The 12,704-nt window shown below is 66.0% G+C and carries 12 protein-coding genes; 7 read left to right on the top strand and 5 right to left on the bottom strand.

Translation table 11 applies throughout. The annotated features are described in order from the left end of the window. Positions 1–8: 8 nt before the first annotated feature. Positions 9–971 carry a galactofuranose ABC transporter, galactofuranose-binding protein YtfQ gene (ytfQ, locus tag GL279_RS05415; RefSeq protein ID WP_155063595.1) on the bottom strand — a complete coding sequence of 321 codons (963 nt, stop codon included), beginning with the start codon at positions 969–971 and terminating at the stop codon, positions 9–11. A 308-nt stretch (positions 972–1,279) separates the two neighbouring features. Between ytfQ and GL279_RS05410 the strand changes: the two genes are divergently transcribed. Continuing rightward, on the top strand, positions 1,280–3,265 hold the full coding sequence (locus GL279_RS05410) for a DEAD/DEAH box helicase (protein ID WP_155063594.1): 1,986 nt from the start codon (positions 1,280–1,282) through the stop codon (positions 3,263–3,265). A 48-nt stretch (positions 3,266–3,313) separates the two neighbouring features. On the opposite strand, the gene pobA is transcribed toward GL279_RS05410, so the two are convergent. The 4 genes from pobA to GL279_RS05390 form a co-directional block, all read right to left on the bottom strand. Further along, positions 3,314–4,480, bottom strand: coding sequence for a 4-hydroxybenzoate 3-monooxygenase (gene pobA, locus GL279_RS05405; protein WP_155063593.1), 1,167 nt, complete (start codon positions 4,478–4,480; stop codon positions 3,314–3,316). Positions 4,481–4,568: 88 nt separating this feature from the next. Continuing rightward, entirely contained in the window at positions 4,569–5,462 is an 894-nt protein-coding gene (locus GL279_RS05400; RefSeq protein ID WP_155063592.1) for a helix-turn-helix domain-containing protein, read from the bottom strand. A 48-nt stretch (positions 5,463–5,510) separates the two neighbouring features. After that, positions 5,511–6,794 carry an MFS transporter gene (locus GL279_RS05395; protein ID WP_155063591.1) on the bottom strand — a complete coding sequence of 428 codons (1,284 nt, stop codon included), beginning with the start codon at positions 6,792–6,794 and terminating at the stop codon, positions 5,511–5,513. Positions 6,795–6,926: 132 nt separating this feature from the next. Continuing rightward, on the bottom strand, positions 6,927–7,832 hold the full coding sequence (locus tag GL279_RS05390; RefSeq protein WP_170293925.1) for a LysR substrate-binding domain-containing protein: 906 nt from the start codon (positions 7,830–7,832) through the stop codon (positions 6,927–6,929). A gap of 84 nt (positions 7,833–7,916) precedes the next feature. On the opposite strand from GL279_RS05390, the gene pcaD reads away from it, so the two are divergent. The 6 genes from pcaD to GL279_RS05360 all read left to right on the top strand — a co-directional run bounded on the left by pcaD (position 7,917) and on the right by GL279_RS05360 (position 12,700). After that, positions 7,917–8,696, top strand: coding sequence for a 3-oxoadipate enol-lactonase (gene pcaD, locus GL279_RS05385; protein ID WP_155063589.1), 780 nt, complete (start codon positions 7,917–7,919; stop codon positions 8,694–8,696). Further along, on the top strand, positions 8,693–9,100 hold the full coding sequence (gene pcaC / locus GL279_RS05380) for a 4-carboxymuconolactone decarboxylase (RefSeq protein ID WP_155063588.1): 408 nt from the start codon (positions 8,693–8,695) through the stop codon (positions 9,098–9,100). The genes pcaD and pcaC overlap by 4 nt, the downstream gene beginning before the upstream one ends. Further along, positions 9,097–9,819: a protocatechuate 3,4-dioxygenase subunit beta gene (pcaH, locus tag GL279_RS05375; protein ID WP_155063587.1), complete on the top strand. Its 723-nt coding sequence runs from the start codon at positions 9,097–9,099 to the stop codon at positions 9,817–9,819. Before pcaC ends, pcaH begins: the two co-directional genes overlap by 4 nt. A 1-nt stretch (position 9,820) precedes the next feature. Beyond that, a complete protein-coding gene (gene pcaG, locus GL279_RS05370) occupies positions 9,821–10,444 on the top strand; it encodes a protocatechuate 3,4-dioxygenase subunit alpha (RefSeq protein ID WP_155063586.1) in 624 nt (207 codons plus the stop codon). A gap of 8 nt (positions 10,445–10,452) precedes the next feature. Further along, a complete protein-coding gene (locus tag GL279_RS05365; protein ID WP_155063585.1) occupies positions 10,453–11,298 on the top strand; it encodes a 3-oxoadipate:acetyl-CoA acetyltransferase in 846 nt (281 codons plus the stop codon). 88 nt (positions 11,299–11,386) lie between these two features. After that, positions 11,387–12,700, top strand: a complete 1,314-nt coding sequence (locus GL279_RS05360; RefSeq protein ID WP_155063584.1) for a lyase family protein — start codon at positions 11,387–11,389, stop codon at positions 12,698–12,700. Positions 12,701–12,704: the final 4 nt, after the last annotated feature.

Here is a 12,704-nt window from a genome sequence, read left to right as displayed (position 1 = left end):
GTGGTGGCTCAGTATCCCAGGTCTTTCTTGCTTTCGTAGACGGCCTTGGGGTCGTCCGCCTGGGTGTAAAGCTTGGATTCCGTCTGGATCCATTTCGGCGGCAGGGTGCCATCGGCCTTGAACTTGGCCAGCGCGTCAAAGGCGGGGCCGGCCATGTTCGGGGTCAGCTCGACCGTGGCATTGGCCTCGCCCGCAGCCATCGCGAGGAAAATGTCAGGCACGGCGTCGATCGAGACGATCTTGATATCGGTGCCCGGCTTCAGCCCGGCCTCTTTGATCGCCTGAATGGCGCCCACGGCCATGTCGTCGTTATGGGCGTAGACCGCGCAGATGTCCTTGCCGCCATTTTCGGCCTTGATGAAGCTTTCCATCACCTCCTTGCCCTTGGTGCGGGTAAAGTCGCCGGTCTGGCTGCGAGCGATGGTGATGTTCGAATGACCCGCGATAGCTTCCTCGAAGCCCTTCTTGCGGTTGATCGCCGGGGACGAGCCGGTGGTCCCTTGCAGTTCCATCACCTTGCAGGGCTTGTCGCCCACATCCTTGACCAGCCAGTCGCCGGCCACCTTGCCTTCATGCACCTGATCCGAGGTGACGGCGGTCAGATACAGGTCATCGGGCGCGTCGATCTGGCGATCCAGCAGGATCACCGGGATCTCGGCATCCTTGGCTTCGGCCAGCACATCGTCCCAGCCGGTGGCGACGACCGGCGCGATCAGGATGGCGTCGACGCCTTGCGCGATAAAGCCGCGCACGGCCTTGATCTGGTTTTCCTGCTTTTGCTGGGCATCGGCGAATTTCAGGTCGATGCCGCGTTCCTTGGCCTGGTTCTGGGTGACCGTGGTTTCAGCGGCGCGCCAACCCGATTCCGACCCGATCTGCGAAAAGCCGACGGTCATGCCATCCGCGGCAAAGGCGGCGCCGGACAGCATCAGACAGGCAGCCGAACTGGCCGCCAGAAGCGTGCGTTTCATGTTTTTCCTCCCCGGAGGGCTCTCCTCAACCCTCATGGATCAGAGATAAAATATGATTTATTGCACGTCAACATTCTTGATTGCCGGGTACGGGTGGCCTTGAGCATGGCCTGTCATCCGATTAATCAGATGAAATGGCGCGGACGCCGGCGGTCAAAGTGACGTGGTGTCATACTTTACAGCGGCGGCGATTACAGGTAGGCAGCGCGCTTTGGCTCCGCACGTCCGGAGCGACGGACCGGGAGTGCCGTCGCAAGGGCAAGGGTGCCGTCACCGGGTGCCGTGCACCCCCCTTTTCTGGCGAAGACATGAACGATCTGAAGATAGCCGCGCCCTTGGCCGCGGCCTTGACGGCCAAGGGCTATGACAGCCTGACCTCGGTGCAGGAGGCGGTTCTGGCCGCCGATTCCGCTGGCCGCGACATGCTGGTTTCGGCGCAGACCGGCTCGGGCAAGACGGTGGCCTTTGGCCTTGCGGTCGCCTCTGACATTCTGGCCGGGCAGGACAGGCTGGAGCCTTCCGACCTGCCGCTGGGTCTGGCCATCGCGCCGACGCGCGAACTGGCGCTGCAGGTCGCGCGCGAACTGGAATGGCTTTATGCCGAGGCCGGCGCCCGCATCGCCACCTGCGTTGGCGGCATGGATTACCGCAGCGAACGCCGCGCTTTGGAACGCGGCCCGCATATCGTCGTCGGCACCCCCGGCCGTCTGCGCGACCATATCGAGCGTGGCGGCCTTGACCTGTCGGGTCTGCGCGCCGCCGTGCTGGACGAAGCCGACGAGATGCTGGACCTGGGCTTCCGCGAGGATCTGGAATTCATCCTGCAATCCGCCCCCGAGGACCGGCGCACGCTGATGTTCTCGGCCACGGTGCCGCCGGCCATTGAAAAGCTGGCCAAGGATTTCCAAAAGGACGCGCTGCGCATCGTCGCACAGGGCGAGGCGCGCCAGCATGGCGACATTCTTTATCGTGGCATCTCGGTGCAGGGCCGCGACCGCGAGCCGGCGATCTTCAACCTGCTGCGGCTTTATGAATCGCGCACGGCGATCATCTTCTGCAAGACCCGCGCCAATGTGAACCATCTCTTGGCCCGCATGGGCAACCGCGGCTTCAAGGTCGTGGCGCTGTCGGGCGAGCTGAGCCAGCAGGAACGCACCCACGCCCTGCAAGCCCTGCGCGACGGCCGGGCACAGGTCTGCATCGCGACCGACGTGGCCGCGCGCGGCATCGACCTGCCGGGGCTGGAACTGGTGATCCACGCCGATCTGCCAACCAATTCGGAAACCCTGCTGCACCGCTCGGGCCGCACCGGCCGGGCCGGCTCCAAGGGGGTTTCGGCGCTGATCGTGGCGCCGGCGGATTACAAAAAGGCGCAGCGCCTGCTGAAAATGGCCAAGGTCGAGGCGGAATGGTCCGCCGCGCCCTCGGCAGATGAGGTCAGCGCCCGCGACGACGAACGCATGCTGGACCACCCGGCGCTGCATGCTCCCGTCGAGGATGAGGCCGCGCAGGCCGCCGCTCTGCTGGAGCGCTTCGGCCCCGAGCAGATGGCCGCCGCCTTTGTCCGCCTGTGGCGCGAAGGCCGCCCGGCGCCCGAGGAACTGGCCGCCGTGACCGCGCGCCCCGATCCGCTGGTGCCGCGCACGCCGCGCGATTTCGGCGATTCGGTCTGGTTCTCGCTGTCGGTGGGCTACTCCGGCCGTGCCGAGGCGCGCTGGCTGCTGCCCAAGATCTGCGAAGCCGGCAGCGTCACCAAGGACGTGATCGGCGCCATCAAGGTGCGCGATGACGAAAGCTTCGTGCAGATTGCCCGCGAGGCCGCCGGCCAGTTCGGCGAAGCGACCGAGCTGGAAGACGGGCTGATGATGGTTCGTCTGGACGGCATGCCGAATTTCGAACGCGGCAATGCCGGCCCGCGTCGTGACGCTGCACCGCGTCGCGAGGCGCCGGTGAAAAAAGGCTATCCCAAGAAGCGCCCCGAAGCTGCCGAAGGCGCGCAGGATCTGGCCTCGGTTGTGGCAGATGTCCGTGCCGACGCCCCGCGCGAGGCCGCGCCGAAAAAGGCGCGCTGGTCCACCGCCGACAAGGTCGCCAACAAGCGCGAGACGGCGGCGCGCGAAGGTGCCGTGCGCGAATATGCGCCGCGCGATGCCAAGCCGCGTGGCGAGGCCAAGCCCGCCAAGGCAGGCTGGGCGAAACCGGGCAGCAAGCCCGGGGCCAAACCCGCCAGCAAGCCGGGCAAGATCAAGGGCGGTTTCGGGCCCAAAGGCGCGAAATACCGCAAGGATCAATAAGAAAAAGGCCCGGAGCATGCTCCGGGCCTTTCTCGTGGTGGTGGTGGATCAATAGGGCAGGCCGACATAGTTTTCGGCCAGCGCGGTCTGTGCGGCGGGTGAATTGGCCAGATATTCGACCTCGGCCTGCTGCATCCGGCTGAGGAAGGCGCCCTCGGCCGGGAACTGGTGCATCATCCGCGTCATCGACCACGAAAAACGCGAGGCTTTCCAGACCCGGGCCAGCGCCGTCGCCGAATAATCGGCCAGCAGCTGACCCTCGCCCGCATATTTCGCGATCAGCGCACGGCTGAGGTAATAGACATCCGAGGCGGCCAGATTCAGCCCCTTGGCGCCGGTCGGCGGCACGATATGGGCGGCGTCGCCGGCCAGATAGAGGCGGCCCCAGCTCATCGGCTCCGAGATGAAGCTGCGCAGCGGCGCAATGCTTTTCTCGATGCTGGGACCGGTGACCAGCGTTTCGGCCAGATGCGACGGCAGGCGGCACTTCAGCTCGGTCCAGAAGGCCTCGTCCGACCATTGCTCGACCGTATCGGTCAGCGGCACCTGCAGGTAATGCCGCGACAGGTTCGCATTGCGCATCGAGCACAGCGCAAAGCCGCGCTCATGGCCGGAATAGACCAGCTCATCGGCCACCGGCGGCGTTTCCGACAGGATGCCCAGCCAGCCAAAGGGATAGACGCTTTCGTATTCGCGCCGCACCGCCTGCGGGATCGACTGGCGGCTGACGCCGTGGAAGCCGTCGCAGCCGGCGATATAGTCGCAGTCGATGCGATGCTGCTGCACGTCGTGGCGGAAGGTGACATAGGGCGCGTCGCCATCGGCATCGTGGATCGCCACATCCTCGGCCTCATGGAACACCGGCGCATCGATGCGGTCCAGCGCCTGATACAGATCCTGCGTGACCTCGGTCTGGCCATAGATCATCACTGACTTGCCGGTGAGCTTCTTGAAGTCGATATGGACCGTGGTGCCATGGGCGGTGATGATGGTGCCGTCATGGACGAATCCTTCGCGGTCCATGCGCTCGCCCACCCCGGCCTCGCGCAGGATGTCGCACAGGCCCTGCTCCAGAACCCCGGCCCGGATGCGCGACAGGACGTAGTCGCGCGAGCGGCGCTCCAGCACGACAGCATCCACGCCCGCCCGGCGCAGCAGTAGTGAAAGCAGCAGGCCCGAGGGGCCGCCTCCGATAATGCAGACCTGATGGCGCATGATGTTCTCCTCCGATTTCGCTGCGGCAAAATGACCTATCGGCGCCTTTCAAAGAATGGACGCGCCGTCGAAAAACTTGGACGGATCGTCAGGCTTTCTGGGTCTTGCGCCAACTGGCGGGGGAACATCCGGCCCGCGCGGCAAAGAAGCGGCTGAAATAGGCCGGGTCGTCAAAGCCGATCATATTGCCGATGCGGGCGATGCCATGATCGGTGTAAAGCAGCAGACGCTTGGCCTCCAGCATCAGCCGGTCATGCACCAGATCCGAGGCAGTGCGCCCTGCCCGCGCCTTGCAGGCAGCGTTCAGCCGCGCAGACGTGACGGCCAGCTGATCGGCGTAAAAACCGGGGGCGCGCTGGTGGCGGAAATGTTCCTCGACCAGACCGCGATAGCGCACGAGCAGGTTCTGGTCGCGGTCGGGGGCGGCGGGCAGATCCTCGGTCTGGGTGGTAATGCGCAGCCGCAGCAGGATCACCAGCAGCCGCAGATACAGCGCCATGATGGCGATGCGCCGGCCCGGCGCCGACCAGACGAATTCGCGCAAGAGCCAGTCGAACGTGTCGATCACCGTCGGCACATGCAGGCCCGAATCGCGCAGCGGCAGCACCGCCGGCTGCGCCAGCACCTCGCGCAGGCTGGGGTCGCTGGCGGTGACGGCGTTCAGCCAGCCCAAAGCGGCGGTGACGACATAGCCATCGGTGCCGGGCTGAAAGGCGAATTGGTGCACCGAACCCGCCGGCAGCACCATGACGGCCGGCAGGGGGATTTCGGCGCTGTGATCCTCGAACTGGACGGTGCCGCCGCCCTTGTGGATCAGAAAGATCTGCGCGTGATCGGGATGGGCATGGGGCTGGATGCGCCAGCCATGCGGGCCGCTGCGGGTCAGGATCGCCTCGACATGCAGAAAGTCGCGTTCGACATCGGCGCCGCTGTCGCCATAAAGATAGAAACGCGGGATGCCCGGATCCGAGGCTTTGGCCATGCTGCCCTCGCGGCGGGTGGCCCCGGCGCCGAACGCCGGGGCGAAAGATCACAGTTTTTGCCGGATGACGTGGGTGGTGGTCAGCGAGATCGCCCCGATCAGCCCCACGACGGCAAAGACGTAAAAGCCCCAGGGGTGGCCGATGCCCAGCGACACCAGCGTGCCGCCCAGCAGCGGCCCCGAGATCGCGCCCAGCCGGCCGATGCCCGCCGCCATGCCAAGCGCGGTGGCACGCACCGCCGGCGGGTGGTTCGCGGCGGTATAGGCATAGACCAGCACCTGGGCCGAGAACACGAAGCAGCCGGTGACAAAGACCAGCGGGTAAAGCATCGCGACCGAGACCTTGACCGACAGCGCCGCCAGCAGCACCGCGCCGGCAAGGAACCAGATCACCGCCGCCGTCTTCAGCCCGATGGCATCGCCCACCTGTCCGGCCACGATCAGCCCGACCACGGCGCCGACATTGAGCAGCATCAGCAGCCACAGCCCGCGTTGCAGCCCGTAGCCCGCGTCGATCATCAGCGTCGGCAGCCAGGTGTTCAGCCCATAGACCAGCAGCAGGCCCATGAAGGAGGTGACCCAGATGCCGATCGAATTGCGCAGATAGGGCGGACGGAACAGCGCGCGCCCCTCGGCCTTGATCTCATCGGCGGGGCTGGGCTCGACCGGGGTGGCGGCCAGCGTCAGCCCATGGGCGGCGGCAACTGCCTCGGCCTCGGCGCGGCGCCCCTTGGCCAGCAGGAATGCAGGCGATTCCGGAAGGTTACGATACATAAGTGGAATCAGGATGAACCCCGGCAGCGCGCCCGCGACGAACATCGAGCGCCAGCCGAACAGCGGCAGCAGCGCCAGTCCCAGCAGCGCCGTCGCCACCGCGCCGACGTGATAGCCGGTCATCACCCGCGTCGAGGCCTTGCCGGCCTTGCCCGACGAGAACTCGGTCACCAGCGCGATTGCGGTCGGCAGGCAGCCGCCCAAGCCGAAGCCCGCCAGAAAGCGCCAGATCGCCAACTGCCACCAGTTATGCGAAAAGGCGCACAGCAGCGTGGTAATCGAAAACGCAGCCACGGCCCAAAGCATCGCCTTGCGCCGGCCGATCTTGTCGGTCAACGCGCCGATGGTCAGCGCACCCAGCGTCATGCCGACCAGACTGATGGTCGACACGAAGGTCGCCTCGGGCTTGGTCATGAAGGGCACATCGCCCCCCGTCAGCGTGGGCAGCAGCGCGCCCAGAACCACCAGATCGAACCCGTCCAGAACCACGGCGATCCAGCACAGGCTGGCTACCCAGACCGTGGCGGCCCCGGCTTGCGGTCGCGATTGCGTTACCAAGATGACTTCCTCCTTCGAATGTCCGGCCTTGGGGCCGGCGCTGGCTACAGCGTCTATTTTCGCCCCTACCAACGTCGCATGGTTTCGTAAATGCACATTCGATAGCCAGATTTTGAAATAATTGTTCGCAGACTAACCCGCATTAGCCTCGGATTCGATGGTTTCGCGGGCGATTTCGGCGAAATCGGCCAGTCCCGGCGCAACGCTTTCCTGCCGCCGTGTCACGCCGACCGCGCCCGACATGAAGCGCGCGCCGGTGGGCAGGGCGATCATCTCGCCGGTGCCCAGCTCATGGGCGACGACCCCGCGCGAGATGAACCACAACGCGTCCGAGGCCAGACAGATGCCGCGTCCCAGCGCCAGCGAGACCGTCTCGATCAGCGGCCGCAGCCCGGCCAGCCCGTTCGCGGTCAGATAGTCATCGACCACCGGCCGGATCAGCGCAGTCGCCGGCGGCAGGATCACCGGCGAGGCCGCCAAGGCCTCGGGGGCGGGGCGCTGGCCGGCGGGATGGTCGTGGCGCGCGGCCAGAATCACTTCCTCTTCGTAAAGATGGTCAAAGCGCAGCCCGGCCATTTCCGAGGCGCCGGGCAGGCGGCCGATGACCAGATCGACCGCGCCTTCGCGCAAAAGCCGCATCAGGTGGAAATGCGGCCCGGTCTCGGCGGCCAGCATGATTTCCGGGCGCAGCTCGCGAAAACGCAGCACGACGCGCGGCAACACACGGGTGGCGACCGTGGGCAGCACGCCGATGCGCAGCGTGCCGCCGACGCCGGGGCGCAGCGCGGCGGCCCCGGCCTCCAGCGCCTGCACGGCCGCGCCGGCATGGCGGCGAAACAGGGCGCCCGCCTCGGTCAGTACCAGCCGGCGGCCCTGACGCAGGAACATCGGCTGGCCCAGCAGCGTCTCCAGCTCGGCCAGCGTGCGCGACAGCGCGGGCTGGGTGATGCCCTGCGCCCGCGCCACCGCCGACAGCCCGCCTTCGGTCGCGATGTCCAGAAAGGCGCGGATATGGCGCAGCTTGACGGCCGGATGCATAGCAGATTGGTTATCCATCATGGCGAATTTTGCATTATCCAAGCCAATAGTGCTGTGGCAAATTATGTGTCGAGGGAGATCACCATGCAAGTTCTGAACCGCCCCTGGGGCGCGATGCATTACCGCGTCGATGGACCGGCCAAGGCGCCGACGGTCGTTTTCGCCAATTCGCTGGGCACCGACCTGCGGCTGTGGGATCCGCTGCTGGCGGAAATGCCCGAGATCTGCGCTATCCGCTTTGACAAGCGTGGCCATGGCCTGTCGGACCGGGCCGGCGATTATCAGGTCGCCGATCTGGCCGATGATGCCGCCGCGCTGATCGAACATCTGGGCACGGGCCCGGTGGTCTTTGTCGGCCTGTCGATCGGCGGCATGATCGCGCAAGCGCTGGCCGCGCGCCGCCCCGATCTGCTGAGCGCGGTCGTGCTGTCGAACACCGCCGTCAAGATGGGCACCGCCGAAAGCTGGGCGCAGCGCATCGCCGCCATCGAGGGCGCCGGCATCGCCAGCATCGCCGACACGATCATGGAGCGCTGGTTTGCCGCGCCCTTCCGCGCCCGGCCCGAACTGGCGCTGTGGCGCAACATGGTCGTGCGCACCTTGGCCAGCGGCTATATCGACGCCTGTCACGCGCTGGCCGCAACCGATCTGACCGAGGGCACCCGCGGGCTGGACCTGCCGGTGCTGGTCATTGCCGGCGATCAGGACGGCTCGTCCCCGCCCGAGCTGGTGCGCGCCACGGCCGATCTGATTGCCGGGGCCGGCTTCGAGACCATCGCCGATGCGGGCCATCTGCCCTGCGTCGAACAGCCCGCGGCCTATGCCGCGATCCTTCGCAGCTTTCTCAAGGAACATGCCGCATGACCGACCTTCATGATCAGGGCATGGCCACCCGCCGCGCCGTGCTGGGCGATGCCCATGTCGACCGCGCCGAGGCCGCCAAGACCGAATTCGACCAGCCCTTTCAGGATCTGATCACGCTGTCGGCCTGGGGCACGGTCTGGTCCAGCGACGGCATCAGCAAGCGCGAGCGCTCGATGCTGACGCTGGCGCTTCTGGCCGCCACCGGGAATTTCGAGGAAATCCCGATGCATGTCCGCGCCACCGCCCGCACCGGCGCCAGCAAGCGCGACGTGCTTGAGGCATTCCAGCATGTCGCCATCTATGCCGGCGTTCCGCGCGCCAACCACGCGCTGAAACTCGCCAAGCAGACCTACGCCGAAATGGAACGCGCCGCAGCCGAAGCCACTCAGGAGGAGAGCCAATGAAACCCGCAGAATTCTACCAGCGCAACCGGGAGATCCATCCCCCCGCGCTGACCCCCAATTACAAGACCTCGGTGGCGCGTTCGCCCCGTTTCTCGCTGATCAGCCTGCAGAATTCGATGAGCGAGATCACCGGCCCGACCTTTGGCCATAGCGACATCGACGCCATCGACAACGACCTGATCAAGAACTACGCCAAGGCCGGCGACCCCATCGGCGAACGCATCATCGTGCATGGCCGGGTGCTGGACGAAAACGCCCGCCCTGTCCCTAATACGCTGGTCGAGATCTGGCAGGCCAATGCCGGCGGCCGCTATCGCCACAAGAAAGACACCTATCTGGCGCCGATCGACCCGAACTTCGGCGGCTGCGGCCGCACGCTGACGGACGAGAACGGTTATTACTTCTTCCGCACGATCAAGCCCGGCGCCTATCCGTGGCGCAACTGGGTCAACAACTGGCGCCCGGCGCATATCCATTTCTCGGTCTTTGGCACCGGCTTCGTGCAGCGCCTGATCACCCAGCTTTATTTCGAGGGCGATCCGCTGCTGAAACATTGCCCCATCGTCCATGCCATCCCGGATGCGGATGCCATCGACCGGCTGGTCGCGCGGCTTGACCTGAACGCGACGATCCCGCTTGATACCATTGCCTACAAGTTCGACATCGTGCTGCGCGGCCGCCGCTCGACGCTGTTCGAAAACCGCCTGGAGGGGAACTGAGATGGCTTTCCAAGACCCGCAATACCTGCGCGAAACCGCGTCCCAGACCGCTGGCCCCTATGTCCATATCGGCCTTGCGCCGGGCGCGGCAGGCTTTGACATCTACCGTCAGGAACTGGGCTTCGACATCACCGGCCCGAACGCCAAGGGCGAAAAGATCCGCGTCGAAGGCATCGTCATTGACGGCATGGACAGCCCGATCAAGGACGTGCTGCTGGAAGTCTGGCAGGCGAACTCCGAAGGCCATTACGCCCATCCCGAAGGCGGCGGTCCGGTCGAAGAGGGCTTCCGTGGCTGGGGCCGCGTCATCACCGATTTCGAAACCGGCGAATGGGGGTTCGACACCGTCAAGCCGGGTCCGGTCATGGGCCGCAACGGCCGCATGATGGCGCCGCATCTGAACTTCTGGATCGTGGCGCGCGGCATCAACATCGGCCTGAACACCCGCATGTATTTCGAGGACGAGGCCGAGGCGAATGCCAAGGATCCGGTCATCAACATGATCGAATGGGAGCGCCGCCGCGCCACCCTGATCGGCAAGCGTTCGGTCCGCGACGGCGTGACCGTTTACCGCTTCGAGATCCGCCTGCAGGGCGAAGACGAAACCGTCTTCTTCGACGTGTGAGGACCCAGATGAGCGATCTTTCCGACAAGCCCTGCATCATCTGCGTGGCTATCACCGGCTCGCTGCCGACCAAGGAAAACAACCCTGCCGTTCCGATCACGGTGGCCGAACAGATCGAATCGACCCATGAGGCCTTCGAGGCCGGCGCGACCATCGCGCATTGCCACGTCCGCGATGACGAGGGCAAACCGACCTCGGACCCGGAGCGTTTCGCCCGCCTGAAAGAAGGCCTTGAACAGCATTGCCCCGGCATGATCGTGCAGCTCTCGACCGGCGGCCGCTCGGGCGCGGGCACCACGCGCGGCGGCATGCTGCCGCTGGCGCCCGACATGGCCTCGCTTTCGGTCGGCTCGAACAACTTCCCGACGCGGGTCTATGAGAACCCGCCGGATCTGGTCGACTGGCTGGCCTCGGAAATGCTGAAATACGGCGTGAAACCGGAAATCGAGGCCTTCGATCTCAGCCACATTCTGCAGGCTGCGAAAATGCACAAGGATGGCCGCATCAAGGACACGCCCTATGTGCAATTCGTCATGGGCGTGAAAAACGCGATGCCCGTCGATCGCGAGGTGTTTGACTACTATATCTATACGGTCAAACGTCTCTTTGGCGAAAACACGCCTTGGTGCGCGGCCGGCATCGGCCCGAACCAGATCGTGCTGAACGACTGGGCGGTCAGCGCCGGCGGCCATGCCCGCACCGGGCTCGAAGACAACGTCCGCATCGACCGCGACACGCTCGCGCCTTCGAACGCGGCGCTGGTCAAACGCGTGACCGACCTCTGCGAAAAATACGAACGCCCCGTCGCGAGCTGGCAACAAGCCCGCCAGATCCTCGGCCTGCGCGCCGCCTGAGGGCGCGTCGCTTCTTTCGTGGACAAATATCCTCGGGGGTCCGGGGGCGGAAAGCCCCCGGTCCTTCGCTCAACCACAAGGACCGCCCATGCCCGCATCCGCCGCCGACAGCGCCATCTATCGCAACCTCTTCGGCGACGAACAGACGGCTGCGCTCTTTACCGACAGCGCCGAGGTTCGCGCCATGCTGCTGGTCGAGGGGGCGCTGGCCCGCGTGCAGGGTCGGCTGGGTCTGATCCCGGAAACCGCCGGCGCCTATATCGACCGCGCCGCGCGCGAGGTGCAGATCGACCCTGCGGCACTGGGGGCGGAAACCGCCACCAATGGCGTGCCGGTCCCGGCGCTTGTCGCGGCCTTCCGCAAGGCGATGAACGCGCCTGATCATGCGCAATTTCTGCATTGGGGCGCGACCAGTCAGGACATCATGGAAACCGGGCTGGCGCTGCGCCTGCGCCGGGTCACCGAAATCTGGGATGAACGGCTGGCCGCGCTGATCGCCGCTCTGGGCAAACTCGCGGACCAATATGCCGATTTGCCGATGGCGGCGCGCACCTATGGTCAGGTCGCGACGCCGACCAGCTTTGGCGCCGTGATCGCCGGCTGGGGTCATCCGCTGATGCGCCACCGCGCGCGCCTTGCCGAAATCCGCGCCCAGATCGCCACCGTCTCGCTGGGCGGGGCCGCCGGCACGCTGTCGGCCATGGGCGCCGAGGGCCCCGAGGTCCGCGCCGCGCTGGCCGAGGCGCTGGAACTGGCCGATCCCGGCCACAGCTGGCATGCCGAGCGTGACCGCATGGATGGTTTTGCCGCTTGGATGGCCGGCCTTGCCATCAGCCTCGCCAAGATGGGCGAGGATCTGATCCTGCTGACCCAATCCGGCATCAATGAAATCCGGCTCGAGGGCGCGGGCGGCTCCTCGACGATGCCGCAGAAACAGAACCCGGTGGGGCCCTCGGTGCTGGTGGCGCTGGCGCGGCAAGCGGTGGCGCTGTCTGCGGCGATCCAGAACGCCGGCATCCACCGCCAGCAGCGCGATGGCGCGGCATGGTTCGTGGAATGGCTGACTGTGCCGCAGCTGTGTATCTCGACCGGGCGCGCGATTGCGCTGGCGCTGGATCTGGCCGGGCGCATCAGCCCGGATGCGCAGGCCATGGCGCGCGGGCTGGATGACGGCACCGGGCTGATCCATGCCGAGGCCTATACATTCGCCTTGGCCCGCCACATGCCTCGTCCAGAAGCGCAGGTGAAAATCAAAGGGTTGTGCAAAGAAGCTCAGGCAGAACATCAACCGCTGCAAAAGCTCGTCGCGCGCGATTTCCCGGATTTGGATCTGTCCGCCGCAGGTGGGCTTGGCACCGCCCCGGCCGAGGCCCGCGCCTTTGCCGTACAGGCCCGCGCCTAGCGCC

The organism is Paracoccus limosus (genome assembly GCF_009711185.1).
GTDB lineage: Bacteria > Pseudomonadota > Alphaproteobacteria > Rhodobacterales > Rhodobacteraceae > Paracoccus > Paracoccus limosus.
This window is presented reverse-complemented; position numbering and strand designations above follow the sequence as displayed.